A 25,601-nucleotide genomic window follows, 5' to 3' on the forward strand; every position below is an offset into this window, starting at 1 on the left:
ACGCCGTTCGCCTGCGCCGATGGCTGGCAGCGCTGCTGGCCCTGCTGATGCCGCTAGGCGCCGTCGCCGCCGACGTGCCCTCCGGCGGCCATGGCGTCACCAACGCTTTCGGTGACACGTCCGTTCCCGACATGCCACAGCGCGTCGTCACCCTCTACCAGGGCGCGACAGACAGCGCGGTGGCGCTCGGCATCACTCCGGTCGGCGTCGTCGATTCGTGGCTGGAACCGCCGATGTATCGCTATCTGCGCGAGGCTCTGGATGGCGTGGTGCACGTCGGCCTGGAGACCCAGCCCAACCTCGAGAAGATCGCCTGGCTGGACCCGGACCTGATCGTAGCCACGCGCTTTCGCCATCAGCGAGTCCGGCCGCTGCTCGAGGCCATGGCACCGACGGTGGCAAGCGAAAGCGTCTTCGACTTCAAGGCCAGCCTGAGGCTGCTGGCCAAGGCCACGGGCCGGGAGGCGCGTGCCCGGGCGCTGCTCCACGACTGGGACGCCCGTGTGGCCGACTTCCGCCGCCGCATCCGGCGCGCGCTGGGCGACGCCTGGCCGCAGAGGGCCGCCGTGGTGCGCTTCAAGAGCGACCACGTGCGCATCTACTCCACCGGCTTCGCCGGCTCGATTCTCGACGAGCTGGGCTTCGAACAGCCGAGCTCCGTGCAGGACCAGGGCTGGGGCATGAAGCTGACCAGCGAGGAGAACATTCCGGTCATCGATGCCGACGTGATCTTCGTGCTGCTGGAACCGGACGATCCCGCCATTGCCCGCAACTACCGCCACTGGCGCTCCCACCCGCTGTGGCAACGCCTGAACGCGGTACGCCATGACCGCGTGTTCGAGGTGGATGCGGTGAACTGGATCATGGGCGGCGGCATCCTGGCCGCCAACGCCATGCTCGACGATCTCTATGCCCACTACGGGCTGACGCCACCGGCCTCGTCATGCGCGGCGCCCGACGAGGAGGCCGTCGCATGCTGAACGGCCGACGATCGCGCCTCGCCGGGCTGCTACTGGGCCTGATGCTGGCGGCGGCGGCGTTCGTCGCGAGCCTGATGCTGGGCACCACGGAGATCCCGGCACCGACCTTTCTGCAGGCCCTCTGGCACTACGATCCCGCCCGGGTCGCGCATCTCATCATTCGCACCGAGCGCCTGCCGCGGGCGGTGATCGCCGCCCTGGTCGGCGCTAGCCTGGCCATCGCTGGCGCCCTGATGCAGACCCTGACCCGTAACCCCCTGGCCTCACCGAGCCTGCTGGGCATCAACGCTGGGGCCATGTTCTTCGTGGTGATAGCGGTCTCGTGGCTGCCCCTGCATGCGCCGGGCGAGATCGTCTGGGCCGCACTGCTGGGCGGCTTCGTCGCCGCGGGCCTGATCGCGCTGCTGAGCCGCGGCCGACGCGGCGAGCTGTCGCCGCTGCGAGTGGTGCTGGCGGGCGTGGCCGTCAGCGCCATGTTCGTCTCATTCAGCCAAGGCCTGCTGATCGTCGACCGGCAGAGCTTCGAGAGCGTGCTGTACTGGCTGGCCGGCTCCGTCTCCGGGCGCGAGCTGTCGCTGGTGGTGCCGCTGCTGCCGCTGTTCGGCGCCGCCCTGCTGCTGTGCGCTGCACTGGTCCGCCACGCCAACGCCCTGATGCTGGGCGACGAGACGGTGCAGGGGCTGGGCCTGCGCGCCGGCACCGTCAAGCTGCTGCTCGGCCTGGCGGTGATCCTGCTCGCCGGCGGCTCGGTGGCGCTGGCCGGCATGATCGGCTTCGTCGGCCTCATCGTGCCGCACATGGCGCGATGCCTGTTCGGCGTCGACCATCGCTGGCTGCTGCCGGCCTGCGCACTGCTGGGCGCCAGTCTGCTGCTGCTGGCCGACGTCGCCTCGCGCTTCCTGATGCCCCCGCAGGACGTGCCGGTGGGCGTGATGACCGCGCTGATCGGCACGCCCTTCTTCATTCATCTGGCACGCAGGACATCGGCCCGCTCATGACGCCTTCCTCTTCCCTGCCACACCCGGCTGACGACGACGGCAAATCCCGGGCATCGCGCCACGCCATCGTGCTCGCGCTGCTGGGCCTGGCGCTGCTGGCCAGCGTCGGCCTGTCGCTGACCCTCGGCAGCTTCCCCACCGCCTTCGATGAGGTCGTGCATGCGCTGATGGCGCCCCGGCACAGCGACATCGCCTTCATCGTCTGGGAACTGCGCCTGCCGCGCCTGCTGCTGGCCGTGCTGGTCGGCGCGGCGCTGGCCGTAGCGGGCGCCATCCTCCAGGGCATCGTGCGCAATCCGCTGGCCTCGCCGGACGTGATCGGCATCACCAGCGGCGCCGCCCTGGCCGCCGTGGCCTTCCTCGCGCTGATCGGAGCCGGCCTTGACCGCCACTGGCTGCCGGCCTCGGCGCTCGGCGGCGCGCTGCTCAGCGCCCTGCTGGTGTTCTCGCTGGCCTGGCGGCGCGGCCTCTCGCCGTCGCGCATGGTGCTGGTCGGCATCGGGCTCTCCGCCGCCATGGGCGCCATGACGACACTGCTGATCGTGATCAGCGACGACAGCGCCGCCATGGGCGCCTACGTGTGGCTGACCGGCAGCCTCTATGCCGCCCAGTGGCCGGACGTGATGGGCCTGCTGCCCTGGCTGCTGGTCGCCGTGCCGCTGTGCCTGACTCAGTCGCGACACATGGACGCCATGGCGCTGGGCGATCACGTGGCCCTGGGGCTCGGCGTGAACCTGCTGCGCAGCCGGCTGCTGCTGATGGCCTGCAGCGTGGCGCTGGCCGGCGCGGCCGTGGCCTTCGCCGGCGGGCTCAGCTTCGTGGGCCTGATCGCACCCCATATCGCGGCGCGCCTGGTGGGCCGCGGCTTCGCTCGGCTGGCGCCCGTCGCCGCGCTGATCGGCGCCCTGATCGTGCTATACGCCGACCTGCTGGGGCGGGTGGCGTTCCTGCCCAAGGACCTGCCGGCCGGCATCTTCGTCTCGGGCGTGGGCGCGCCCTTCTTCGTCTATCTGCTGTATCGCAGCCGCCGTTGAAACGGAGCCAGCACACGACGACAGCGCCCGGCGGACGGGCGCCCGAGGCAGTCTCGGCCGCCGGCCCGGCATACGTTGAAAATGAGAATGTTTTGTCTTACCTTGCCCTGCCTCCTTCCAGCCCGGATCGACACTTTCCCATGTCCAAGATCGCCGCCCCGACGGCCCGCCTGACGGGCGAAGCCCTGCGTGCCGGCTACGACGCCCGCCCCGTGCTGGACGGCGTCGACCTGGCGGTGACCGAAGGCAAGCTGACGGTGCTGCTCGGCCCCAACGGCTGTGGCAAGTCGACACTGCTGAAGACCCTGGCGCGGACCCTGACGCCGGACGGCGGCCGGGTCTACCTCGACGGCCAGGACATCCACCGTCGCCGCACCCGGGACGTGGCCCAGCGCCTGGGCATCCTGCCTCAGGGGCCGGATGCCCCAGAGGGCCTGACGGTCCGCCAGCTCGTGGCCATGGGCCGCTTCCCCCACCAGCGGCTGTGGCGCCAGGACGCCGAGGGCGACGCCCGCGCGGTGCGCGAGGCGATGGCCTACGCCGGTGTCACGGAGTTCGCCGAGCGCAGCGTCGACGCCCTCTCCGGCGGCCAGCGCCAGCGCTGTTGGATCGCCATGGTGCTGGCCCAGGAGACGGACCTGATCCTGCTCGACGAGCCCACCACCTTCCTCGACCTCAAGGTCCAGGTCGAACTGCTGGAACTGCTGGTGGCACTGGCCCACGATCAGGGCCGCACTCTGCTGGTGGTGCTGCACGACCTCAACCTGGCAGCGGCCTATGCCGACGAACTGGTGATGATGCGCGACGGACACATCGAACGGCGAGGCACGCCTACCGAAGTGTTCACCGCCGAGAACCTGAAGCGGGTCTTCGACCTTGATGCCCATGTCATCGACGATCCCCAGGGCGGCGGCCCAGTTTGCGTGCCTCTCCAGTCGCCCCTGGCCCGCTCGCGTCGAGAAGCCCAGCGCGAGGTCAGCGCATGAGCCGGCGCTTCTGCGCGGTCGAGAGCGCCGCCGTCCAAGATCCCCTGGCTGGCACCGCCACCCACGCCGAGCGCAATCTGCTGCTCGCTTGGCCGAGCGCCAAGTGGCAGCGCAACCTGCGCCACGCCAGCGACATGCCGGCAGAAATCTTGGCCCGGCTCGATGCCCTGGCCGAGGCCGGCCGCCGGGTCAACCTGATCCACCGCCACGGGCACCCCAGCCACCGCCATCGCCTCTACCTGATGCCCGAGAACCGCGGCTTCGAGGTCGAGCGCGAGGCGCTGCCGGCGTTCCTGGCCGCCTTCGACAACGGCGAATCGTTGGCCCGCTGGGAGACCGAGGCGCCCTCCGGCGCGCTGCTCCTGTGCTGCACCCACGGCAAGAAGGACAAGTGCTGCGCCAAGTTCGGCTTCGCCGCCTACAAGGCGCTCGCCATGGCGATCGACGCCCACGACCTGCCATTCGAGGTCTGGGAGAGCAGCCACCTGGGCGGCTGCCGGCTGGCCGCCAGCGCCATCCTGTTTCCCGCGCTGCGCAAGTACGGGCGCATCACCGAGGCCGACGTGCTGCCGCTGCTCGAAGCCGAGGCCCGGGGAAGGCCCTACCTGCCCTGCTACCGCGGCGACGGCCACCTGTCGCCGGTGCAGCAGTGCGCCCAGCACGCCGCGCTGGGCTGGCTCGAGAACCGGGAGCGGGTCGCGATGCCACGCCTCGCGACAGAGGACGGCGACGACGAGGCCCGCCGGCTGACGTTCGACTGGCAAGACGGCGTCCATGTCGGCCGGCTGGTCGTGCACTGCCGGGTCGACACCGTGATGCGTCTCGACACCTGCGCCGACCTGGAAAGCGACGGCGCCACGCCGAGCCCCGTCTGGCGCGCCGTCGAGGTCGAGCCCCTCCCGCCGGGCGAGGCCTGAACGCCGCCTACCCCTGTCCGTCCGTGGCCCGACGCCCCGGCTCGAGGATCTCCCGGGCCAGCTCGCGGCCGCCCGGGGTCAGATGCAGCGCTTCGCCGTTGCGCTCGATCAGCGCCTGCTCGCGGCTGCGCGCCACCACCCGGCGCGCCTTGGCATCGTCCCACAGCAGGTGCTCGCGCAGCGCCCGGGTGACGTTCTCCTCGTGCTGCTCGGGGCTGCCCTCGTGGTTGTAGAGGTGCACGGCCAGGGTGCGGATCTCGTTGAGGCGCCGCTGGCCGCGACGCCGGAACCACTGGGCGACCACTCCGTAACGTGGACCGGCCAGGAAGGCCACCAGCAGGAACGCGCCGGTCATCACCGCCATCATGCCGCCGATCGAGACGTCCCAGGCCACCGCCAGGACATAGCCCGAGATGCTGGACAGGATCGAGACCAGGATGCCGTAGACGAACATCAGCCACAGCCGGTCGGTCAGCAGATAGGCCGTGGCCGGCGGCACGATGACGAACGCCACGAACAGCACCGCCCCCACGGCGTCGAAGGCCGCCACCGCGGTGCCGCTGGTCAGCAGCAGCAGACCATGGAACAACAGCCCCGGGGCCAACCCCAGGGCCCGGGCCAGCCCCTCGTCGAAGGTGGCCAGCTTGAGCTCCTTGAAGAAACAGCCGACGAAGGCGGCGTTGAGCAGCGTCATGGCGCCCATCGAGAGCAGCGCCTGGGGCACCCGATACTCGCCCAGGGTGACGGTATCGAGCCACACGAAGCCGATCTCGCCGAGCAGCACGGTATGGGTGTCGATGTGCACGTCCCGGGCATACAGATTGAGCAGCAGCACGCCGATCGAGAACAGCACCGGGAACACCAGGCCGATGGCCGCGTCCTGCTTGACCCGCCGGGTGCTGACCAGCAGTTCGGTGAGCACCACCGTGAGCAGCCCCGTCAGCGCGGCACCGAGGAGCTGCAGCGGCCCGCTCTGCTGGTGGGTCACCAGCCACACGATGACGATGCCGAACACGATGGCGTGGCCGATGGCGTCCGAGAGCATGCTGTTGCCGCGCAGCACCAGGAAGGTGCCCACCAGGGTCGAGGCGATGCCCACCAGGGCGCCCACCAGCATGATCATCGCCGCGGGATTGTCGAACAGCGCAGCCAGCATCAGGCGCCCTCCTCGTACAGCGAGGCCAGCACCCGCTCGGCCTCGGCACGCCCCGCCGGCGTCAGCAGCCAGCGCCGCGACGGCCCCGGCTCTCCCGGCGGCGCCTCGCCCCATTCGACCAGGCCGCGACGCTCAAGCTTGCGCAGCGCGGTACGGGTGCGCAGCCCGTGGTAGCTGTCGATCAGCCCCTGCTCGGAGCGGAACACCGGATCCTCGTGGCGAGCGGCGAGCCCGTAGAGGGTGGTCAGCACCTGCTGCTGACGCAGGCGTCGACGCCCCCGCCACAGCCGAAGTGCCTCCCATGCCAGGCCGCGCCCCGGCGCCAGGGCGATCGACAGCAGCACCACGGCGGAGACGCTGAGAATGATCAGCGGTCCGGTGGCCAGGCCACGCGACAGGGCACTGAGCAGCGCGCCCAGCACGCCACCGGCCATACCGATGAGCGCGGCCAGCGTCACCATGCCCTCGAGACGCCGGCTCCACTGCCGGGCCGCCACCGCCGGGGCGATGATCATGGCCGCCATCAGCACCACGCCGACCATCTGCAGGCCGACCACCACGGCCAGCGCGACCATCATCGTCAGCAGCGCCTCGAGCCAGACCACCGGCAAGCCCAGAGAAGCGGCGAACTCGGCGTCGAAAGTCACCAGCTTGAACTCCTTCCACAGCACCGCCACCAGTGCCAGGGCGATCGCGGTGATGCCGGCCATGATCCACACGTCGGCGCGCAGGGTGGCCGCCGCCTGGCCGAACAGGAAGGCGTCGAGGCCGCCCTGGGACGCGTTGTTCATGCCCTGGATATGGGTCAGCAGCACCACCCCGAGAGCGAAGAAGACGCTCAAGGCGATGCCCAGGGCGGCGTCCGTCTTGAGCCGGCTGAGGCGCGTCAGCAGCAGCATCGTCAGCGCCGCCAGGGCGCCGGTCACCAGCGCGCCGGTCAGGATGCTGCCCATGTGACGCCCACCGGCGATGATGAAGCCCAGACAGACCCCGGGCAGCGCCGCGTGGGACATGGTGTCGCCGAGCAGGCTCTGGCGACGCAGCACCGCGAAGCAGCCCAGCACGCCGCTGATCAGCCCCAGCAGGGCGGCGCCGGCCATGACGTTCTGCAGGGTGTAGTCGTTCAACAGGCTCAGCAGCGAGGCCATCACGAGGCGTCGCCCTCCCCGGCCAGCATGCCGGCTTCGTCGAGCAGCGCGATCTGGCCGCCGTAGGCGCGGCGCAGGTTGTCGGCGGTATAGACCTCGCGCACCGGCCCCTGGGCGATGACCCGCACGTTGAGCAGCAGCAGCCAGTCGAAGTAGCTGCGCACCGTCTGCAGGTCATGGTGCACGACGATCAGCGTCTTGCCCTGGTCGCGCAGGCGGCGAAGGATGTCGACGATGGCGCGCTCGGTGGTGGCGTCGACCCCGGCCATGGGCTCGTCGAGGAAATAGACGTCGGCCTGCTGGACCAGCGCCCGGGCCAGGAACACCCGCTGCTGCTGGCCACCGGAGAGCTGGCTGATCTGACGTCCGGCGAGGTCGGCCATGCCGACCTGCTCCAGCGCCGACATGGCCTCCCGGCGCTCGCGCCGGCCAGGACGCCGGAGCCAGCCCAGCCGACCATAGAGCCCCATGGTGACCACGTCCAGGGCGGTGGTGGGAAAGTCCCAGTCGACGCTGGAGCGCTGCGGCACGTAGCCCACGCGACGGCGATGCGACTTGTAGGGCAGGCCGAACAGCCGCACGTGGCCGGCCACCGAGGGCACCAGCCCCAGCACGCTCTTGATCAGCGTGCTCTTGCCGGCCCCGTTGGGACCGACGATACCGGCCATCACCCCGGGCGGCACGTCGAAGTCGATGTCCCACAGCACCGGCTTGCTGTGGTAGCTGACCGTCAGGTCCTCGACGTGCAGGGCGAGATCGGGTTCATGCAGCGGCTGCGTCATGGTGGGCCTATTCGATGCGTGAGATGCGTGAGATGCGTGGAAGGAAGATCAGGGAGCGGGAATCTCCCAGCGGGCGGCCCAGTCGGCCAGCGCCTCGGGCAGCGGCGCCGGGGTGCCGCCGAGCGCCTCGACGATGTGCCGGGTGTTGGCATGCAGCATGCCGATGTAGGTGCCCTCCGCGGTTCCCGCCTCGCCCATGGCATCGGCGTACAGCTGGGCACCGATCGAGACCTCCTGACCGCGCTGGCGGGCGGCGTCGATCACCGCCTGGACGGTGCGCGGATTGATGGTGCTCTCGACGAACACCGCCGGCACCCCGCGGGTCACCACCGCCTCGGTCATGGCCCGGATATCGGCCACACCGGTCTCGGTCTCGGTGCTGATGCCCTGGATGCCGGCGACCTCGATGTCATAGGCCCGGCCGTAGTAGTTGAAGGCGTCATGGGCGGTGACCAGGATACGCTGCTGCTCGGGAATGGAGGCGACGCTGGCCGCGATCCAGTCGTGCAGGGCGGCGAGCTCGCGGCCATAGGCCTCGGCGTTGGCCCGCATCGTCGCCGCGCACTCGGGGCGCGCCTCGGCGAAGGTCTCGGCCAGCACCGGCAGGGTCTGCGCCCACAGCGACACGTCCATCCACAGGTGGGGATCGATGCCGTAGGCATCCTGCACCCGAATCAGCGCGTCCTCGCCGATGGCGGCGGGCGAGACCGCCACGGTCGTCGTGATCTCGGCGAAGCGTTCCAGCACGTCGCCGAGCTGGCCTTCCAACTTGTAACCCGAATAGAGGATGGTCTCGGCACGCTGCAGGGTCGCCACGTCCCGGGCGCTGGCCTGGAAGAGGTGCGGGTCCACCCCCGGCCCCATCAGCGCCGTGACCTCGACGCACTCGCCACCGACCCGCTCGGCGACATCGCCGAGCATGCCGATGGTCACCACCGTCTCCAGCGGCTCCGCCGCCTGCAGCGGCCCGCTCCCCAGGGCCATGGCAAGCCCCATGCTCATCCATCGCATCCGCATCCTTGTCCCTCCCGGTGTGCCGCCCCCGCAGATATAACACCCCGGCCACGCCGAGGTAAAAGCGTCGCGTCTCACACACTGTTACACGACGACTTGAAACTCATGGACATCAGACGACACTAATGGGTGTCGTCGACGCAAGACGGCCACATGGACACCGACTCAAGGAGAGACGCCATGACCCGCGATTCCCTGCGCAAGACGAGTATCACCGCCGCCCTGCTCGCCACTGGCCTGACCGTCAGCGCCACGGCCTCGGCCGCGCCCCAGGGTCTCTACTCCGCCGACGAGCTGCTGGATGCCGACGTCTATACCCAGGAGGATCCCGAGCGCTCGATCGGTGAAGTGGAAGACGTGCTGCTCGACGACGACATGCGCCTGCGCGCCCTGGTCATCGACTCCGGTAGCCTGCTTGACCTCAACGAGAAGCAGTACGTGGTCGAGGCCGACCAGTTCAAGGTCGAGACCCGCCACGGCGAGCGCATCGAGGACATCGAATACCGCGTCACCCTGAGCCTCGACGCCGCCAGCCTGCGCGACCAGCCCGAATACACCGATGGCTGGTGGAACCAGGCCCGCGAGAGCATGCGTGACGCCTGGGCCGATACCCGGGAAGGCGCCGCCAGTGCCTGGGAAACCACCCAGGAAGGCGCGTCCACCGCCCTGGACCGCATCGGCCAGGCCCTGCAGAACGCCGGCGAGAGCGCCCAGAAGGCCGCCGAATAATCCCGTCTCGGCGACACGCCGTCACGCGCCCATACGCCCCGGCCCTGCCGGGGCGTATCGCGTTCAGGCCCGACGCAGGTCGGTCAGGATCGGCGTGCCGGTGGCCGGATCGGGCACCAGGGTGCAGGTCACGCCGTAGAGCTCGCGCACCAGCGCCTCGGTGACCACCTCGGCGGGCGTGCCCTGGGCGACGATGCGCCCGTCGCGCATGGCCACCAGGTGATCGGCATAGCGGCAGGCGCTGGCCAGGTCATGCAGCACCAGCGCCAGGGTGCGGCCGTCGGCGGCCAGGCGCCGGACCAGCTCGAAGACCTCCAGCTGATGGCCCAGGTCCAGCGCCGAGGTCGGCTCGTCGAGCAGCAGCAGCGGCGTCTGCTGGGCGATGGTCATGGCAATCCAGGCGCGCTGGCGCTGGCCGCCGGAGAGCGCCTCCAGCGGCCGATCCGCCAGCGCCTCCAGCCCCGCCGCAGCCACCGCCGCCTCCACCGCGCGCTGGTCGTCGCCGGACCACTGGCGCAGCCAGCCCTGGTGCGGCTGGCGGCCGAAGCGGATCAGGTCGCCCACGGTCAGCCCCTCCGGCGCCGTGGCCTCCTGGGGCAGCAGCGCCAGGCGCCGCGCCAGCTCTCGGGCCGGCAGCCGCTGGATGTCCTGGCCGTCGAGCAGCACCGCGCCCGCGTCCGGCGCGTGCAACCGCGCCAGGCCGGCCAGCAGGGTCGACTTGCCGCAGCCATTGGGGCCGACGATGGCGGTCACCTTGCCCGGCGGCAGCGCGACGGCGAGGTCCGCGATGACCGTTCGGCGGCCGTGGCTCAGGCTCAGCGCCTCGGCCTGCAGGCGTTGCGGGGCGTTCATGAAACTCTCCTATTGGCGGGACGCATCAGGATCCACAGCAGCCAGGGGCCGCCGACCACGGCGGTGACGATGCCCACCGGCAGTTCGATGGGGGCCAGCAGCAGCCGGCCGGTCAGGTCGGCCAGCACCATCACCAGGGCGCCGGCCAGGGCCGAGGCGACCAGCGGCACGCCCCGCGACGTGGACAACGAGCGGGCGATCTCCGGTCCGATCAGCCCGACCATGCCCACCGGCCCGGCCACCGCCACCGCCAGCGCGGTCAACAGCACCGACAGCCCGAGAATCTGGGCGCGCCGGCGGCGCAGCCCGACGCCGAGCCCGCGGGCCACGGCATCGCTGAAGCGCATCAGCGACAGCGAGCGGGCCAACGCCATGGCCAGCGGCCAGCCGATCGCCAGGCCGATGCCCAGCACCGCCACGGCGCCGCCCGGGCGGGCATTCAGGGTGCCCACGGTCCACGGGTAGGCCTGGTTGGCAGTATCGATGTCCACCCGCGCCAGCAGCAGCTGGGTGATCGCGCCGAACACCGCGCCGACGCCGATGCCGGCGACGATGAAGCGATAGCCGCGGGTGTCGCCGCCGGTGGCCACCCCGAAGGTGACGGCTGCGGCAGTGGCGGCACCGACCAGCGCCATGGCCGGCGGCGCCAGCGACACGCCAAGCCCCACCACCGAAGCCACGGCGAAGGCGGTGGCACCGTTGTCGATGCCGATGATGCCGGGGGTGGCCAGGCGGTTGCGGGCCAGGGTCTGCATCAGGCAGCCGGCCAGGGCCAGCGCCGCCCCGGTCAGCCAGGCCGCCAGCAGCCTGGGGAAACGCAGCTCCTGCACCAGGAAACCGGCCAGCGGATCACCCTCTCCGCGCAGCGCCGCCCAGGCGCCGGCGGGCGACAGCGACTGCTGGCCCAGGCACAGATAGGCCAGCGAGGCTGCCGCCAGCAACCCCAGCAGCAGCAGGCCGACGAGCAGTGCGCGGCGCTCGACCAGCAGATGGCGTTCGCCCCGTGCCAGGCGCCAGTAGCCGGGCGGCGGCGCGATGCGCTCGGCGGCGCCCGCCTCGAGGCGCGGGGCGTCGGCGCGGGAAGGCATCAGCAGGGTATCGGACATCTGGGTCTCGGACATCAGGGTCTCCGGCTCACAGGGTCGGCAGTCGACGGGCGCGCACCACGGCGACCAGCACCGGGGCACCGACCAGGGCGGTGAGCACGCCCAGCGGCAGCTCCGACGGCGCCACCACCAGCCGCGAGACCACGTCGGCGGTGAGCACCATCAGCGGGCCCAGCGGCAGGCACAGCCATAGGGTGCGACGAATATCGGGACCGGCCAGGGCGCGCGCCGCGAAGGGCACCACCAGTCCGACGAAGGCGATCGGCCCGGCAATGGCGGTGGCGGCACCGACCAGCAGCGCCACGGCGATCACCACCAGGGCCCTCACCCGGCCGGGGCGATGGCCGAGCCCGGAGGCGACCCGCTCGCCCAGCGCCAGCGCCGCCAGGGGCCGGGCGATCAGTGCGGTGACGACCAGCGCCAGCCCCAGGCTCGGCAGCACGGCGGCAAGGTCGTCGAGACGGCGGCCGGCCAGGCTGCCGACCACCCAGAAACGGATCTCGTCGGCGGTGCGCTGATCGAACAGCAGCAGCAGCGAGGTCAGCGAGGCCAGCAGCGCCGAGAAGGCGGCGCCGGCCAGCACCAGGCGCACCGGATCGTCGCCCAGGCCGCGCAGCCGCACCACGCTCATCACCGCGAAGCAGCCGACCAGGGCCCCGATCTGGGCCACGGCCACGCGCAGTGTCGCCGCACTGGCGCCCAGCCACAGCGCCACGGCCACGGCGAAGGCCGCCCCGGCGCTGACGCCGAGCAGCCCGGGCTCGGCCAGCGGATTGCGCGACACCGCCTGCAGCAGCGCCCCGGCCACGCCCAGGGACAGCCCCACGGCAATGCCGATCAGGGTCCGCGGCAGGCGCAGGGTCTCGACCACGAAGCGCGCCTCGCCGTCGGCGTGGCCGGCGAGCACCGCCAGGGCACGACCAGGGCCGACCTCGCCGGCGCCCCACAGCAGGCTGGCCAGGACCGCCAGCGCCAGCAGCCCGGAAAGCATCAGCATGACACGGGAAAGCCCCGCCGATGGGCGGGGCTCGATCTTGACGGTGGCTGCCTTCGACATCAGGGCACGGGCGCCGCTTCGATATCGTCGAGAATGGCCTCGGCGGCCAGCGGGCCGTTGGCGCTGGTCCACAGCTGACCGTCCACCGGCACCACCTGGCCGTTCTCGACCACCGGCAGGCGGGCGAAGGCCGGGGAATCCTTGGCCGCGGCCAGGGCGTCGTCACCTTCCTCGTTGAGGGTGGCGAGGAACAGCCAGTCGCCCTGCAGCCGTGACAGGTTCTCCAGGCTCAGCGGATCGCTGTGCACACCGCCGTCGTTGACCAGACCGCTGGAGGCCACGTCCAGGCCGACGGCTTCCAGCATGCCGCTGGAGAACAGCTGATCGGACATCACCAGCGGGCCCTGGGGCATCCAGCGCACCAGATTCGCGGTCCGGGCCTCGGCGCCCCCCAGAGTCTCGCGCAGCTCGGCGGTGCGCGCCTCGACGTGATCGATGGCCGCGTTCACCGCGTCCTCGCGGCCCAGGGCCTCGCCGAACTGGCGGCCCTCGACCTGCCAGGCGTCGGGCGTGATGCCCGGGCTCTGCGGCACCACGGTGGGCGCGATGCGCGACAGCAGCCGGTACTGGGCATCGGGCAGGCGCGGCCCGGCCAGGATCAGATCCGGGCGCTCGCCCACCACCGCTTCCATGTTGATCTCGCGCACCACGCCGACGATCGCCGGACGCTGATCGCCGAGGTGCGGCTCGATGTAGCGGGCCACGTCGTCGCCGCCGCGGGTGGTGACGGCGCCCACCGGCATCACGCCGGCCGCCAGGGCGGTGTCCAGGGCACCTTCATAGAGCGTGACCACGCGCTCGGGCGCGTCGGGGACCTCGATCTCGCCGTGGGCGGTATCCAGCATGCGCGCCTGGGCCGGCGTGACCGCGGCGGCGAACGCCGCCACCAGGCAGGCGCCGATCAGGGTCGAGGCCTTGGGCAGGGAAACTGACATGGAAGCTCCTGGGCTTGCCGGGCGCTGACGCGCCCGATCATGCGAATGATTACCGATGATAATGAATCTCAAACCAGTTCTCAGCCCTGCGCACCGCAACGTCGCGTTCGGCGTTTCGCAACGGCAACCGATGCCGAAGCAGGAGCGCAGGAAGCGGAACTAGAGGCTGTCGACGACGTCGCCCAGCTGGGCGTGGACGCTTTGCAGGCCGTCGCCGGAGAGATACCACAGGTCCGGTGTCAGCACCGTCACGTCGATCGTCTCTCCGCCCGCCTCGGCCAGCGCCGCTTCCAGCCCGGCGAGGTCCAGCGGGGTGTCGCCGATGGCCGCACTGCGGTCGACCACGAACAGCGCGTCCGGGGCCATCGCGGCGATATCGGCCGGGGCCAGCGGGGTGAAGGTGCGGCTGCCATGGCTCACCGGCTCCACCGAGGCCGGCACCTCCGGCTGGTCGATGCCCAGCAGCTCGCCGATCACCGGCTCCTGGCGCAGCGAGTAGCCACCGTCGTTGTGGGTCACCACCACCGCCTCGAGATCATCGGCCAGCGACGCGCGGGCCGCCTCGATCTCGGCCTCAAGCGCCGCCAGACGCTCGCTGGCCTGCGCCTCGGCGCCGTAGGGCGCGGCCAGGGCCTGCACCTTGTCGCTCAGCGCGGCGAAGTAGTCGCCTTCGGCGAGGGTGACGTCGCGGGTCTCGGCCAGCGCCTCGAGGTCACCCTGTGAGGCCGACTGGCGGCCGGTAATCAGGATCAGCTCCGGCGCGAGGCCGGCGATCGCCTCGAGGTCCGGCGACTTGAGCCCGCCGACGTCGGCGCGCCCTTCCGCCAGGGCCGCCACATAGGCCGGGGCCGCCTGATGCGGCACGCCGACCAGATGCTCCTCGAGCCCCAGCGCCGCCAGGGTGTCCGCGGCGCCCCAGTCGAAGCTGACCACGGCGGGACCGTGCGCCTCGCCCTCGACGTCATAGGCCTGGGCCATCATCGGGGCGGCGCAGGCGCCGACCATCACCGCAGTGCGTAACCATCCGTTCGTCATCATGCTCTCCTGTGGTTCATCCGTGAATTGCCCATCTTCGACCGCGACCGGGCGGAGTGCCCGGCCGCGGCGTGGTGTCCTGCTCGGTGGCGGCGATCAGAACTCGACGTTGATGCCCAGCCACAGGCGGCGGCCGTCCTCGACGTAGCCGTACTCTTCCTCGGTGATGTCCTCGTCGAAGAGGTTGTAGAGGCCGGCGTTGAGGGTGGTCTGCGGCGTCAGCTGATACCCGAGGCCGGCGTCGACGAAGGTGTAGGACGGGGCGACGATGGCATCCCGGGACGGGCCGGTCGTGGGCTGGCTCTCCTCGCCGCGATAGGTCAGGCGCGTCCACTGGCTCAGGCGCTCGGTGGCCTGCCAGTCCAGCGACGCCGTGACCTGATGCTTGGGCAGCTGGTTCAGCGGCTCGCCCTTGTATTCGCCGGTCTTCTGCTCGGAGTCGGTGTAGGTGTAGCTGGTGCTCAGGTCCAGGTTGTCGGCCAGTGGCGTGGACAGCGAGAATTCGACGCCTCGGGTGACCGCCTCGTCGACATTGAGCCGGTAGGTCGGATCGGAGCCGAACTGGTTGGCCCCTTCGGTGCACACGGAGGTCGGACAGGCCACGCGGGTGATCTTGTCCTCGAAGTCGGTATGGAAGACGGTCAGGCCGGCCAGCAGGCCGTTGTCAGCGGCGTAGTGCAGGCCCAGTTCCTGGCTGAGCGAGGTTTCCGCCTCCAGGTCCGGGTTGCCGTAGATGTTGCCGCCACGGCTGACCTGGACCCAGTCGGCGTTGGTGGCACGCAGATCCGGCGCCCGGAAGCCCGAGGAAACGCCGCCCTTCAGGGTCCAGCGATCGTCCAGGTGCCAGACGCCATAGAGGCGCGGCGACCAGTGGCTGCCGTACTTCTCGTCCTCGTTGAGGCGCACGCCGCCGGTCAGCGAGACGTCCTCGGTCAGCATCCATTCGTCCTCGGCGTACAGCGCCCAGCGATAGCGTTCCAGCTCGCTCAGGCTGGACGTCGCGGATTCGTTGCCGCCGTCCTCCAGACGCTGCTTCTCGTACTGGCCGCCCAGGGTCAGGATATGGGCGCCCAGCGGCAGCACCGCCTTGGTGTCCGCCACGGTGCTCCGGTAGTTCATGTCGCGCGAGGGGTTGTCGACCTCCTCGTGCTGCACGTAGCTCTCGGTGCTGCCGAAGTCGAAGTAGCCGTCGTGGCTCAGCGCGAAGTGGCGGCGGTCGTACTTCTGCTCGGAGCGCTCGTTCGGCCCCCGACGCCCCACCAGTGCCACGGACTCACCGGGATTGGTGATCCGGCGCTGCTCGCTGTAGCCCGCTTCCAGGCCGATCTCGTTGATGTCGTCGGGGGTCCAGGTCAGCTTCGCGGTGCCGCTGGCCAGGCGCTGGTCGGCGTAGCCGCCGATGATGGCGTCCTCGTCGCGCTGGTCATATTGCCCGTAGACCTGCAGGCCGAGCCGCTCGGCCACCAGCGGACCGGCCACGTAGAAGCGGCTGTTGTGCTCGTCGCCGGAGGCAGAGTCCTGCTGGAGCGTCATGCCGGTCGAGACCTCGCCGCCCCACTCCTGCGGCACCTTGCGGGTGATGACGTTGATCACCCCGCCCAGCGCATCGGAGCCGTACAGCGACGACATCGGCCCGCGGATCACCTCGATGCGCTCGATGGCCGACAGCGGCGGCATCCAGCCCTGCTCGATGCCCGGGCCATCGCTGTTGGGGCGGGTTTCCCGCGAGCCCTGGCGCTTGCCGTCGACCAGCAGCAGGGTGTACTTGGCGCCCATGCCGCGGATGCTGATGTCCTGGGACGAACCGCCGCCGGTGACGGTCACGCCCGGCACGTTGCGCAGCGCATCGGTGATGTCCCGGTAGGCGCGGCCTTCCAGCTCCTCGCGGGTGATCACGCTGATCGAGGCCGGGGCATCCTGGACCTGCTGCTCGTACCCGGCGGCGGTGACCACCACATCGTCGAGCCGGGCCGTTTCCTGGGCCGCGGCGGTAGACGCCGCCAGGCCGGCGATCAGCGTGGCAAGGACGGAGCGGGAAGAGGGAAACGACATCGGTTGCGACTCCTGAAGATCCCACCGGCCGCTGGGCCGGCTTTTAGTTAATAGGAATTTTTATCATTCACATTCTTCCATATTCGTTCGCCCACGTCCTCGTACGCCGCGTTGCCAAACGCGCAACGGCTGGCAGGGATTCTCCTTTGCCCATCACAACGCGAATGATTTTCAACAAAGGTATTGGTAGGATGGCGGCTCCGTTAGCATCCTACGGCTTTACCCCATGCACGATGCCGATGAACTGATCGCCTTCGCCGACGTCATGGACAGCGGCAGCCTGACCCTGAGCGCTCGCCGGCTGGGCGTGGCGAAATCGACCCTGAGCCGCCGCCTCCAGCAGCTGGAGACACGGCTCGGCCAGCCGCTGATGCGCCGTCAATCGAACCGCCTGGAGCCCACCGAGGCCGGGCGGGTCTTCCACGACTACTGCCTGCGGCTGATCGCGCTGGCCGACAAGGGACGCCAGGCCCTGGACGAGCTGCGCGAGGAAGTCAGCGGCGAGCTGACGCTGGAGGTCCACGAGGCCCTGGCCCGCTGCTGGGTGGCCCCTGCCCTCGACGCTTTCATGGCCCGACATCCCGGCCTCCAGTTGAACCTGCACACCCGCGACCGACTCACGTCGGAGGCGGCCAGCCAGTCGGTGGTGGTGTGGTACGGCGACCCCGGCGAGACCTCCCTGCGCCAGGAGACGATGACCCGGCTGCCTCGCGGGCTCTACGCCCACCCCGACTACCTGGCCCGCCATGGCACGCCGGCCCACCCTCGTGACCTGGACGGCCATGCCTGGATCGACCTGCTCGGCGAGGCCAAGTCCGGCCTGGCGCTGCGTCATCCCCGCGAGGGCGTCCACGACGTCTGCCCGCCCGGCTCGCGGCTGCGCGTCGACCGCCTGCTGCTGCATTCCGACGCCATCGCCCGCGGCCACGGCCTGGGCGTGCTGCCGGTATGGATGGCCGAGCTCCGCCGGCAGGCCCATCCCGACCAGCTGGTGCGCTGCCTGCCCGAGTGGCAGGCCTCGGCGGCGCCGGTCAGCCTGCTCTATCCCCACGGCCACCTGCCGCGCAAGGTCACGGCGCTGCTCGAGTTCCTGCGCGAGGCCTGTCCCGCCGCCTGGACCACCCTGCCGGCGGCCGCTCCGGTCGAGGCCTGAGCCACCCGCCGTGCCTCCGGCGAGCGCGATTGCTAGAATGGAGCCCTCGACGACGCTCAAGGAGCGAGCATGGGACTTCGTGAAATCGCCGTCGGCGGCCTCTATCTCTCCCCCCTGCTGGTGTATGCCCTGCTCGGCTTCGGCGCCACGCTGCTGATCCGCGCGGGGCTCTATCGTCTGCTGGGCGCCAACCGCCTGTGGTACGAGGCCTGGTTCGATACCGCCCTGTTCGTGATCTTCACCGCCGTCATCGCCTACCTCTCCTCCGCCACCGGGAACGTCTGAACATGCGCACCCTGCTACGCAGCCTCGTCACCCTGGTCATCGTCGCCCTGGCCATCGCCGCCGGCCTGTGGCTGTGGCACTACTACCTCTACACGCCCTGGACCCGCGACGGCCGCGTGCGCGCCGAGGTGATCACCGTCGCCCCGGACGTCGCCGGGCGTGTGGTGGCCCTGCCGGTGGCCGACAACCAGCGCGTCGACGCCGGCGAGACGCTGTTCCGGATCGATCGATCGCGCTACGAGACGGCGGTGAGCCGGGCCGAGGCAGTGGTGGCCCAGCGCCAGGCCGAGCTCCAGCTGAGCCAGGACGAGGCCTCGCGACGCAGCCGCCTGAGCCGCCAGGCAATCAGCGCCGAGGGTCAGGAGACGGCTCGCATCAACCGCCAGGTGGCCAGCGCCAGCCTCGACCAGGCCCAGAGCGATCTGGCCAGCGCCCGGCTCGACCTCGAGCGCACCACGGTGGCGGCGCCGGCGGCGGGCCACGTGCTCAACCTGCAGCTCAGCGAGGGCAACTACGTCAGCGCCGGCGAGGAGGTGATGGCGCTGATCAAGGAAGGCTCCTACTTCGTCACCGGTTACTTCGAGGAGACCAAGACCCCGCACTTCTCGGTCGGCGATCCGGCCCGGGTGACGCTGATGAGCGGCGACACCGAGATCCGGGGCCACGTGGAGAGCATCGGCCGCGCCATCGCCGATCCCAACACCGACCCCAACAGCCAGCTGCTGCCCCGGGTGCAGCCCACCTTCAGCTGGGTGCGGCTGGCCCAGCGCATTCCGGTGCGCATCGCGCTGGACGAGATTCCCGAGGGAACGACCCTGAGCGCCGGCATGACGGCCTCGGTGTACGTGGAGCCGAACGCCGAGCCGACGGAGTAACGGCGCATGTCCCCCTGGCTGCAGGCCTATCTCACCCCGAGCGCCGATGCGGTGAAATTCGCCGTCAAGGCTACCCTGGCCATGCTGCTGGCGCTCTACGCGGCGCTGTGGTGCGACCTGGAGCGGCCCTACTGGGCGCTGATCTCGGCGGCCTTCCTGCAGGTCCGGCCGATGAGCGGCATGGTGGTGGAGAAGGGACTCAGCCAGATCGGCGGTACCCTGGTGGGCTGTGGTGCCGGCATCGTCATCATGGGATTGTTCGCCCAGGCGCCGATTCCCGCGCTGGCCACCCTGACGCTGTGGATCATGATCTGCACCTACGGCAGTTCGCTGCTGCGCAATAATGCCTCCTACGGCTGCATCATGGGCGCGGTGACGGCGATGCTGATCGTGGTGATCGGCGCCAGCCAGCCCGATGGCATCTTCTCCATCGCCGTGGCCCGGCTCTCCGAGCTGTCACTGGGCGCGGCGTGCGCCACCCTGGTCAGCGCCCTGCTGTGGCCGATCAAGGTCGGCGACCATCTCGGTCACCAGGCCGACGCGGTGGTCAACCAGGCCTTCCGCCACGCCGCCCTGAGGCTGAGCGACAGCGACGACCCGAGCGCGCTGCAGCAGACCCTGACCGACAGCCTGGAGCCGCTCACCCAGCTCGAGACCGACAGCCAGGCCGCCCGCTACGAAGGGCCCGAGGGCCCTGGGCGCATCCGCGCCAGCCACGTGCTGACCCGCCGCACCCTGCGCCTGATGGCTACCCTGCACGCCCTGCAGCAGATCCTTCACCACTACGGCGAGCGCCTCTCGCCGACGATCCACCGGCTGGCCGCCGAGCTGGCGGAAGGCTTTCGCGAGTCGGCGGAGGTCAGCGGCGTCGCCCCCGCCCAGCGCCGCCTCCACGCGCTGCGCCATCGGGTCAAGGACTGCCCCGACGACGACTGGACGCCCCTCGAACAGCGCTGCCTGCTGGGCCTGCGCGAGGCGCTGGGCCATGCGGTGGTGATGCTCGACGCCCGCGATGCCATTTCCCATCCCGGCCGCATGCGCCTGCGCGGCGCGGCGCTGGCCTGGCATCGCGATCATCTGATCGCCGGGCTCAACGCCCTGCGCGCCGGCCTGATCTTCTCGCTGCTGGCCGCCTTCTGGCTGGCGACCGGCTGGGACAACGGCCAGGTGGCGATGCTGCTCGGCACCCTGTTCTCGGCCTTCTTCGCCACCCGCGACAATCCCGTGGTGGTCTGCATGATGTTCGCCAAGGGCATGCTGGCGGCGATTCCCAGCGCCTTGCTGTTCGGCCACGTGCTGCTGGCCCAGGCCAGCGGCTTCCCGATGCTGGCGATGCTGCTGATGCCGCCCCTGTTCCTGGGCCTGCTGGGCGCGGCGGTGCCACGGCTGATGGGCTATTGCCTGGCCTTCACCATCGGCAACATCCTGCTGACCATGCCCGGCAACGGCATGGACTTCTCGTTCGACGCCTTCATCAACCGCGCCATCGCGGTGATGATCGGCCTTTCCGCGGTGGTGGCCGGCTTCCGGCTGCTGCCCGGCTTCGGCTCACGGCTGCGCAAGCGCCGGCTGGTCGGCGCCATCGTCGGCGACCTGCGGCGCCTGACCTCACCGCCGATCCACGAGGCGGAGGCACGCTTCGTCGGCGGCATGGCCGATCGCCTGCTGCACCTGGCCAAGCACGACGACGTGCTGCCCGAGGACCAGCGCCACCTCTTCACCCTGGGGCTGACCGGGCTCGACATCGGTTATGCCTGCCTGCAGGTGCGCCGCCGCCTGGACGACCTGCCGGACGAGCCCTTGCATCGCGCCAAGCGAGACTTCTTCGCCGCCCTGGCGCAAGCCTACGCCGACAGCGCCAGGGGCCACTCCCCGAGCGCGGTGCAGCCGGCCGGCGAGGCCTTCGTCGAGGCCGTGCGCCACCAGCCCGGACTGAGCGAGCGTCAGCACGCCCGGCTCGCCGGACTGGCGCAGCGCCTCGAACTGTCGCTGGAGCGCCAGGCCCAACGTGCCCGGGCCTCGCGAGGCCTGGTGCCACCACCGCCGCAGGCGGACGTCGCCTGAGGCCGACGTCGGCACGGCTTTCCTTCATTTCTCTCAACCAAGGAGACACTCCATGCTCGCCGAACTCTTCGCCGTGATGGCGCCGGTCATCGCCGGCGCCGGACTGGGCTTCGGCTGGGTTCGGCTCGGCCACGACTATCCCGTGGCCTTCGTCACCCGCCTGGTGTTCAACATCGGCACCCCGGCGCTGGTGCTCGCCTCGCTGGCCGGCGCCGAGATCGACGCCGACAGCTTCGGCCGCACCATGCTGGCCACCGCCCTGGTACTGACCACCATGGGGGCGGCCACCGTGGTCTCCGCCCGCCTGTTGCGGCGCGACTGGCGGGTGCTGCTGGCGCCGATGATGTATCCCAACACCGGCAACATGGGCCTGCCGGTGGTGCTCTACGCCTTCGGCGAGGCGGGCTTCGCCTTCGGCATCACGGTGATGGTCACGGTGTCGCTGTTCCAGTTCACCCTCGGCACCCTGATGACCAGCCGCGGCAACCCGCTGAAGTCGCTGGCCAGGACGCCCACGGTCTACGCCATCCTGATCGCCCTGGCGCTGCTGCTCACCGACACCGACCTGCCGCCGTGGCTGGCCAACAGCGTGGATCTGATCTCGGGCTTCACGGTGCCGCTGATGCTGATCACCCTCGGGGTGTCGCTGGCCAACATCCAGGTCAGGAGCCTGCGCTCGGGCCTCGGCTTCTGCCTGCTGCGCCTGCCGCTGGCCGCGGGCCTGGCCTGGGGCATCGGCGCGCTGCTGGCCCTGCCGCCCATGGCTCACGCCATCCTGGTGCTGCAGATGAGCATGCCGGTGGCGGTGTTCAACTACCTGTTCGCCCAGAAGGCCCGTCGCGAGCCGGAATACGTGGCCAGCTTGGTGTTCTGCTCGACCCTGCTGTCGCTGATCTACCTGCCGCTGCTGCTGGCGTGGCTGATGTAGCCGGACAGGCAACCGACAGGCCGACGCCTCGCCGGCGCCTTCTATACTGGGGGCGCCATCGACAAGGAGTCGGCCCATGATCCTCTCTCGCCCCCGTCCATCCTCGCGCCTGCCGGCGGCGGTCCTGAGCGTGCTGCTGACGGCCTCCGCCCTGCCGAGCCAGGCCCAGGACACTCCGATGCGGCTGGACACCCGGCACATGACGCTGTGCCTGAGCCGCGTCGCCGATGGCTTCCGCCACCCCTGGGGGCTGGCCCAGCTGCCCGACGGCGCCCTGCTGGTCGGCGAGCGCGGCGGTCGCCTGACGCGGATCGCCGCGGACGGCTCGCGCCTGAGCATCGCCGGCCTGCCCGAGGTCGCGGCCCGTGGCCAGGGTGGGCTGCTCGACCTGGCCCTGCATCCCCGTTTCGGCGAGGACGAGAGCGGCGAGCATGACTGGCTCTACTTCACCTGGAGCCGGCCGGTGGCCGACGGCGCCGCGACCGCCCTGTCCCGGGCACGCCTCGAGGGCGGCCGCCTGATCGGCATCGAGCCCCTCTTCACCCAGAACCGCGCCACCGACGCCGGTCGCCACTTCGGCTCGCGACTGGCCTGGCGCCCCGACGGCACCCTGCTGATGAGCGTCGGGGAACGCGGCAGCCCCGAGCGTGCCCAGGACGGCGGCGACCACGCCGGCAGCATCCTGCGCCTCACCGAGACCGGCGGCGTGCCCGCCGACAATCCCTTCGTGGGCGACCCCGAGGTGCGCGACGAGATCTTCAGCCTCGGCCACCGCAATCCCCAGGGGCTGATCGTCGCCGACGACGGCACGGCCTGGTCCACCGAGCACGGCCCGCGCACCGGCGACGAACTCAATCGCCTGGTGCCGGGCGCCAACTATGGCTGGCCGGAGGTCTCCCGGGGCCGCGACTACGTCACCTTCCTGCCGATCGGCCGCGACAGCGCCCCGGGCATGCGCGACCCGGTGCATGTCTTCGACGGCCGGTTCGCGCCTTCGGGCCTGACCCGGGTGACCTCGCCGGCCTTCGCCCCCTGGCAGGGCGATCTGCTGGCCGGCGGGCTGCGCGGCGAGGCGCTGCTGCGACTGCGCCTCGAGGGCGACACGGTGATCGAACGCGAGAAAGTGCTCGATGGGGAGATCGGCCGCCTACGCACCGTTGACCAGGGGCACGACGACACGCTCTATATACTCAACGACGCCGCCGAGGCCGGTCTCTGGCGCCTGACGCCGGCCGTTGCCGGCCAGGCGGGCGCTTCGGCCTGCCCTGAATAGACCGCCCCGGCACGCCCCCGGCATATTTCTGAACGGTTATTCAATAACTCCCGGGTTGCTGGCGTCCGGTTCGAGTCAACGCTGGCGGCTGTCACTCTGGGGTTACATTCAACGCAACCATTTTGCCCGCCCTGTCCAGAGCGCGGCACCACACAAGGCTCGCCAATGAGTGACAACCGAAACGTCAAGATTCGGGTGCGCAACCTCAGCAAGGTCTTCGGCAACCAGCCGAAGAAGGCGCTGGAACTGCGCGACCAGGGGCTGAAGCGCCCCGAGATCCTCGACAAGACCGGCCAGACCCTGGGCCTGTCGAACATCGACTTCGATGTCTACGAAGGGGAACTGCTGGTGATCATGGGGCTGTCCGGTTCCGGCAAGTCGACCCTGATCCGCTGCCTCAACCGTCTGATCGACCCGACCGAGGGCGAGATCGTCATCGACGGGCAGAACATCCCGAGCCTCAAGGAGAAGGAGCTGCTGGAATGCCGCCGCCGCCACTTCTCCATGGTGTTCCAGAACTTCGCCCTCTTCCCCCACCGTACCGTGCAGCAGAACACCGAGTTCGGTCTGGAGATCCGCGGCATCGATCCCGCCGAGCGCCGCGAGACCGCCAGTAACGCGCTCAAGCAGGTCGGCCTGGAAGGCTGGGAAAACGCCTATCCGCGCCAGCTCTCCGGCGGCATGCAGCAGCGCGTCGGCCTGGCGCGCGCGCTGGCCAACGATGCCAGCGTGCTGCTGATGGACGAGGCCTTCTCGGCGCTGGACCCGCTGATCCGCGGCGACATGCAGCAGGAGCTGCTGCAGCTCCAGCACCGCATGAAGAAGACCACCGTCTTCATCACCCACGACCTCGACGAGGCGCTGAGCATCGGCGACCGCATCGTGCTGCTCAAGGACGGCGAGGTGGTGCAGATCGGCACCCCCGAGGAGATCCTCACCAAGCCCGCCGACGACTACGTGCGCCGCTTCATCGAGGGCGTCGACAAGTCGCGCATCCTCAGCGCCGAGAGCGCCATGCGCAAGGTCCGCTCCACGGTGCGCGACACCGACGGTCCGCGCACCGCGCTACGCAAGATGCGCGACCACAGCCTCGATTCCATCTACATCCTCGACCGCGACCGCCGCCTGATCGGCCTGATCGACGCCGACGCCGCCAGCCAGGCGCTGGAGGACGGCAAGCAGACCGTCACCGAGGTGATGACCCAGGACTTCCGCAAGGTCACCCGCGAGGAGCCGCTGCACAACCTGTTCGCCATGTTCAGCGAGAACCGTTTCCCGATCGCCGTGGTGGATGACGACCAGGTGCTCCAGGGCGTGGTCGTGAAAGGCGCCGTCCTCGACGAACTCGCACAGGCAGGAGACCACTGATGGCTATCGAATTCCCGCGCATGCCGCTGGGCGACTGGATCGAGAACGGCCTCAACTGGCTGACCAGCGAATACTCCGCCGTGACCCGCGGCATCTCCCGCATCACCCAGACCGGCATCGACGGCCTCAACGACGCCCTGATGTGGCTGCCCGACTGGTCGCTGCTGGTGATCATCGCCGCGCTGTGCTGGTGGCTGGCCAACGTGCGCCTGGCCATCGGCGCCGTCGCCGGGCTGGCGCTGATCATGAACCTGGGCCTGTGGGAGCCGATGATCGAGACCCTGACCCTGGTGGTGATCGCCACCCTGGTGGCGGTGGTCATCGCGTTGCCGGTCGGCATCGCCGCGGCGCTGTCGGAGCGGCTCTACAAGACGATCATGCCGGTGCTGGACTTCATGCAGACCATGCCGGCCTTCGTCTACCTGATCCCGGCCATCCCGTTCTTCGGCATCGGCTCGGTATCGGCGATCTTCGCCACCGTGATCTTCTCCATGCCGCCGGCGATCCGCTTCACCACCTTAGGCATCCGCCAGGTGCCCACCGACCTGGTGGAGGCCGCCGACGCCTATGGCGCCACCCGCGGCCAGAAGCTGGTCAAGGTGCAGCTGCCGCTGTCGCTGCCCACGGTGATGGCCGGCATCAACCAGACCATCATGCTGGCGCTGTCGATGGTGGTGATCGCCGCCATGATCGGTGCCGACGGCCTGGGCAGCGAGGTCTGGCGCGCCATTCAACGCCTGCGTCCGGGCGACGGCTTCGAGGCCGGCATCGCCGTGGTGATCCTGGCCATGCTGCTGGACCGCCTGACCCAGTCGCTGCGCAAGCAGGGCAAGAGCTGACGTCACGCCGTTGAACGACCGCCGGTTGCAACCGG

General features: G+C 70.3%; 24 protein-coding genes. 14 read left to right on the forward strand and 10 right to left on the reverse strand.

Features of this window, described 5'->3' with window-relative positions:
* Window positions 1-47: 47 nt before the first annotated feature.
* The 5 genes from C9J49_RS04990 (at window position 48) to C9J49_RS05010 (ending at window position 4,915) form a co-directional block, all read left to right on the forward strand.
* Window positions 48-980, forward strand: a complete 933-nt coding sequence (locus C9J49_RS04990) for an ABC transporter substrate-binding protein (protein ID WP_046080375.1) — start codon at window positions 48-50, stop codon at window positions 978-980.
* A complete protein-coding gene (locus C9J49_RS04995; protein ID WP_107181704.1) occupies window positions 974-1,978 on the forward strand; it encodes an iron ABC transporter permease in 1,005 nt (334 codons plus the stop codon). The genes C9J49_RS04990 and C9J49_RS04995 overlap by 7 nt, the downstream gene beginning before the upstream one ends.
* The gene (locus tag C9J49_RS05000) at window positions 1,975-3,012 is read left to right on the forward strand and encodes an iron ABC transporter permease (protein WP_107181705.1); all 1,038 of its coding nucleotides are present in this window, start codon (window positions 1,975-1,977) and stop codon (window positions 3,010-3,012) included. The genes C9J49_RS04995 and C9J49_RS05000 overlap by 4 nt, the downstream gene beginning before the upstream one ends.
* A gap of 140 nt (window positions 3,013-3,152) precedes the next feature.
* Window positions 3,153-3,998 (forward strand): ABC transporter ATP-binding protein, encoded by an 846-nt coding sequence (locus C9J49_RS05005; RefSeq protein ID WP_046079125.1) that lies wholly within the window; start codon window positions 3,153-3,155, stop codon window positions 3,996-3,998.
* Window positions 3,995-4,915 (forward strand): sucrase ferredoxin, encoded by a 921-nt coding sequence (locus C9J49_RS05010; RefSeq protein WP_107181706.1) that lies wholly within the window; start codon window positions 3,995-3,997, stop codon window positions 4,913-4,915. Before C9J49_RS05005 ends, C9J49_RS05010 begins: the two co-directional genes overlap by 4 nt.
* Before the next feature lie 7 nt (window positions 4,916-4,922).
* Here the strand turns inward: C9J49_RS05010 and C9J49_RS05015 are convergent, their stop codons facing one another.
* Genes C9J49_RS05015 through C9J49_RS05030 form a run of 4 tightly spaced genes read right to left on the reverse strand, consistent with a single transcriptional unit; the run spans window position 4,923 to window position 9,018 of the window.
* Window positions 4,923-6,071: a metal ABC transporter permease gene (locus tag C9J49_RS05015; RefSeq protein WP_107181707.1), complete on the reverse strand. Its 1,149-nt coding sequence runs from the start codon at window positions 6,069-6,071 to the stop codon at window positions 4,923-4,925.
* Window positions 6,071-7,219, reverse strand: coding sequence for an iron chelate uptake ABC transporter family permease subunit (locus C9J49_RS05020; RefSeq protein ID WP_046079128.1), 1,149 nt, complete (start codon window positions 7,217-7,219; stop codon window positions 6,071-6,073). The genes C9J49_RS05015 and C9J49_RS05020 overlap by 1 nt, the downstream gene beginning before the upstream one ends.
* Window positions 7,219-8,001: a metal ABC transporter ATP-binding protein gene (locus C9J49_RS05025; RefSeq protein ID WP_035592861.1), complete on the reverse strand. Its 783-nt coding sequence runs from the start codon at window positions 7,999-8,001 to the stop codon at window positions 7,219-7,221. The genes C9J49_RS05020 and C9J49_RS05025 overlap by 1 nt, the downstream gene beginning before the upstream one ends.
* Window positions 8,002-8,049: 48 nt before the next feature.
* Window positions 8,050-9,018, reverse strand: a complete 969-nt coding sequence (locus C9J49_RS05030; RefSeq protein WP_258393784.1) for a metal ABC transporter solute-binding protein, Zn/Mn family — start codon at window positions 9,016-9,018, stop codon at window positions 8,050-8,052.
* A 177-nt stretch (window positions 9,019-9,195) separates the two neighbouring features.
* Here C9J49_RS05030 and C9J49_RS05035 point away from each other — a divergent pair, with 177 nt between their 5' ends.
* A complete protein-coding gene (locus C9J49_RS05035) occupies window positions 9,196-9,744 on the forward strand; it encodes a PRC-barrel domain-containing protein (protein ID WP_035592859.1) in 549 nt (182 codons plus the stop codon).
* A gap of 63 nt (window positions 9,745-9,807) precedes the next feature.
* Here the strand turns inward: C9J49_RS05035 and C9J49_RS05040 are convergent, their stop codons facing one another.
* The 6 genes from C9J49_RS05040 to C9J49_RS05065 all read right to left on the reverse strand — a co-directional run bounded on the left by C9J49_RS05040 (window position 9,808) and on the right by C9J49_RS05065 (window position 16,781).
* Window positions 9,808-10,596 carry an ABC transporter ATP-binding protein gene (locus C9J49_RS05040; protein WP_046079130.1) on the reverse strand — a complete coding sequence of 263 codons (789 nt, stop codon included), beginning with the start codon at window positions 10,594-10,596 and terminating at the stop codon, window positions 9,808-9,810.
* Window positions 10,593-11,684: an iron ABC transporter permease gene (locus tag C9J49_RS05045; RefSeq protein WP_173835038.1), complete on the reverse strand. Its 1,092-nt coding sequence runs from the start codon at window positions 11,682-11,684 to the stop codon at window positions 10,593-10,595. Before C9J49_RS05045 ends, C9J49_RS05040 begins: the two co-directional genes overlap by 4 nt.
* Window positions 11,685-11,730: 46 nt before the next feature.
* Window positions 11,731-12,699, reverse strand: a complete 969-nt coding sequence (locus C9J49_RS05050; protein WP_107181708.1) for an iron ABC transporter permease — start codon at window positions 12,697-12,699, stop codon at window positions 11,731-11,733.
* Between the two features lie 59 nt (window positions 12,700-12,758).
* The gene (locus tag C9J49_RS05055) at window positions 12,759-13,694 is read right to left on the reverse strand and encodes an iron-siderophore ABC transporter substrate-binding protein (protein WP_107181709.1); all 936 of its coding nucleotides are present in this window, start codon (window positions 13,692-13,694) and stop codon (window positions 12,759-12,761) included.
* Between the two features lie 159 nt (window positions 13,695-13,853).
* Entirely contained in the window at window positions 13,854-14,732 is an 879-nt protein-coding gene (locus C9J49_RS05060; RefSeq protein WP_107181710.1) for an ABC transporter substrate-binding protein, read from the reverse strand.
* Window positions 14,733-14,825: 93 nt separating this feature from the next.
* Entirely contained in the window at window positions 14,826-16,781 is a 1,956-nt protein-coding gene (locus tag C9J49_RS05065; protein WP_107181711.1) for a ligand-gated channel protein, read from the reverse strand.
* 226 nt (window positions 16,782-17,007) lie between these two features.
* On the opposite strand from C9J49_RS05065, the gene C9J49_RS05070 reads away from it, so the two are divergent.
* The 8 genes from C9J49_RS05070 to C9J49_RS05105 all read left to right on the forward strand — a co-directional run bounded on the left by C9J49_RS05070 (window position 17,008) and on the right by C9J49_RS05105 (window position 25,566).
* A complete protein-coding gene (locus C9J49_RS05070) occupies window positions 17,008-17,934 on the forward strand; it encodes a LysR family transcriptional regulator (protein WP_111382297.1) in 927 nt (308 codons plus the stop codon).
* 69 nt (window positions 17,935-18,003) lie between these two features.
* Window positions 18,004-18,219, forward strand: coding sequence for a DUF1656 domain-containing protein (locus tag C9J49_RS05075; protein ID WP_046079136.1), 216 nt, complete (start codon window positions 18,004-18,006; stop codon window positions 18,217-18,219).
* Between the two features lie 2 nt (window positions 18,220-18,221).
* Window positions 18,222-19,094, forward strand: coding sequence for an HlyD family secretion protein (locus C9J49_RS05080; RefSeq protein WP_046079137.1), 873 nt, complete (start codon window positions 18,222-18,224; stop codon window positions 19,092-19,094).
* A 6-nt stretch (window positions 19,095-19,100) separates the two neighbouring features.
* Window positions 19,101-21,158 carry an FUSC family protein gene (locus tag C9J49_RS05085; protein WP_107182311.1) on the forward strand — a complete coding sequence of 686 codons (2,058 nt, stop codon included), beginning with the start codon at window positions 19,101-19,103 and terminating at the stop codon, window positions 21,156-21,158.
* Between the two features lie 52 nt (window positions 21,159-21,210).
* Window positions 21,211-22,086: an AEC family transporter gene (locus C9J49_RS05090; protein WP_035597986.1), complete on the forward strand. Its 876-nt coding sequence runs from the start codon at window positions 21,211-21,213 to the stop codon at window positions 22,084-22,086.
* Window positions 22,087-22,162: 76 nt separating this feature from the next.
* On the forward strand, window positions 22,163-23,359 hold the full coding sequence (locus C9J49_RS05095; RefSeq protein ID WP_107182310.1) for a PQQ-dependent sugar dehydrogenase: 1,197 nt from the start codon (window positions 22,163-22,165) through the stop codon (window positions 23,357-23,359).
* Between the two features lie 165 nt (window positions 23,360-23,524).
* The gene (locus C9J49_RS05100; protein ID WP_035597988.1) at window positions 23,525-24,727 is read left to right on the forward strand and encodes a glycine betaine/L-proline ABC transporter ATP-binding protein; all 1,203 of its coding nucleotides are present in this window, start codon (window positions 23,525-23,527) and stop codon (window positions 24,725-24,727) included.
* Window positions 24,727-25,566 (forward strand): proline/glycine betaine ABC transporter permease, encoded by an 840-nt coding sequence (locus C9J49_RS05105; protein ID WP_375700484.1) that lies wholly within the window; start codon window positions 24,727-24,729, stop codon window positions 25,564-25,566. The genes C9J49_RS05100 and C9J49_RS05105 overlap by 1 nt, the downstream gene beginning before the upstream one ends.
* The last annotated feature ends 35 nt before the right edge of the window (window positions 25,567-25,601 follow it).

It is taken from the genome of Halomonas sp. SL1, assembly GCF_003030865.2.
In the GTDB taxonomy this organism is placed as follows: Bacteria; Pseudomonadota; Gammaproteobacteria; order Pseudomonadales; family Halomonadaceae; genus Halomonas; species Halomonas halophila.

Bases quoted from the DNA above. Each gene is read 5' to 3' on its own strand.
- C9J49_RS05005 (WP_046079125.1), top strand. From the start codon at position 3,153: ATGTCCAAGATCGCCGCCCCGACGGCCCGCCTGACGGGCGAAGCCCTG.
- C9J49_RS05090 (WP_035597986.1), top strand. From the start codon at position 21,211: ATGCTCGCCGAACTCTTCGCCGTGATGGCGCCGGTCATCGCCGGCGCC.
- C9J49_RS05065 (WP_107181711.1), bottom strand. From the start codon at position 16,781: ATGTCGTTTCCCTCTTCCCGCTCCGTCCTTGCCACGCTGATCGCCGGC.
- C9J49_RS05035 (WP_035592859.1), top strand. From the start codon at position 9,196: ATGACCCGCGATTCCCTGCGCAAGACGAGTATCACCGCCGCCCTGCTC.
- C9J49_RS05055 (WP_107181709.1), bottom strand. From the start codon at position 13,694: ATGTCAGTTTCCCTGCCCAAGGCCTCGACCCTGATCGGCGCCTGCCTG.
- C9J49_RS05020 (WP_046079128.1), bottom strand. From the start codon at position 7,219: ATGGCCTCGCTGCTGAGCCTGTTGAACGACTACACCCTGCAGAACGTC.
- C9J49_RS04990 (WP_046080375.1), top strand. From the start codon at position 48: ATGCCGCTAGGCGCCGTCGCCGCCGACGTGCCCTCCGGCGGCCATGGC.
- C9J49_RS05100 (WP_035597988.1), top strand. From the start codon at position 23,525: ATGAGTGACAACCGAAACGTCAAGATTCGGGTGCGCAACCTCAGCAAG.
- C9J49_RS05030 (WP_258393784.1), bottom strand. From the start codon at position 9,018: ATGCGGATGCGATGGATGAGCATGGGGCTTGCCATGGCCCTGGGGAGC.
- C9J49_RS05045 (WP_173835038.1), bottom strand. From the start codon at position 11,684: ATGCCTTCCCGCGCCGACGCCCCGCGCCTCGAGGCGGGCGCCGCCGAG.
- C9J49_RS05025 (WP_035592861.1), bottom strand. From the start codon at position 8,001: ATGACGCAGCCGCTGCATGAACCCGATCTCGCCCTGCACGTCGAGGAC.
- C9J49_RS05050 (WP_107181708.1), bottom strand. From the start codon at position 12,699: ATGCTGATGCTTTCCGGGCTGCTGGCGCTGGCGGTCCTGGCCAGCCTG.
- C9J49_RS05060 (WP_107181710.1), bottom strand. From the start codon at position 14,732: ATGATGACGAACGGATGGTTACGCACTGCGGTGATGGTCGGCGCCTGC.
- C9J49_RS05000 (WP_107181705.1), top strand. From the start codon at position 1,975: ATGACGCCTTCCTCTTCCCTGCCACACCCGGCTGACGACGACGGCAAA.
- C9J49_RS05015 (WP_107181707.1), bottom strand. From the start codon at position 6,071: ATGCTGGCTGCGCTGTTCGACAATCCCGCGGCGATGATCATGCTGGTG.
- C9J49_RS05040 (WP_046079130.1), bottom strand. From the start codon at position 10,596: ATGAACGCCCCGCAACGCCTGCAGGCCGAGGCGCTGAGCCTGAGCCAC.
- C9J49_RS05085 (WP_107182311.1), top strand. From the start codon at position 19,101: ATGTCCCCCTGGCTGCAGGCCTATCTCACCCCGAGCGCCGATGCGGTG.
- C9J49_RS05075 (WP_046079136.1), top strand. From the start codon at position 18,004: ATGGGACTTCGTGAAATCGCCGTCGGCGGCCTCTATCTCTCCCCCCTG.
- C9J49_RS04995 (WP_107181704.1), top strand. From the start codon at position 974: ATGCTGAACGGCCGACGATCGCGCCTCGCCGGGCTGCTACTGGGCCTG.
- C9J49_RS05010 (WP_107181706.1), top strand. From the start codon at position 3,995: ATGAGCCGGCGCTTCTGCGCGGTCGAGAGCGCCGCCGTCCAAGATCCC.
- C9J49_RS05070 (WP_111382297.1), top strand. From the start codon at position 17,008: ATGCACGATGCCGATGAACTGATCGCCTTCGCCGACGTCATGGACAGC.
- C9J49_RS05095 (WP_107182310.1), top strand. From the start codon at position 22,163: ATGATCCTCTCTCGCCCCCGTCCATCCTCGCGCCTGCCGGCGGCGGTC.
- C9J49_RS05080 (WP_046079137.1), top strand. From the start codon at position 18,222: ATGCGCACCCTGCTACGCAGCCTCGTCACCCTGGTCATCGTCGCCCTG.
- C9J49_RS05105 (WP_375700484.1), top strand. From the start codon at position 24,727: ATGGCTATCGAATTCCCGCGCATGCCGCTGGGCGACTGGATCGAGAAC.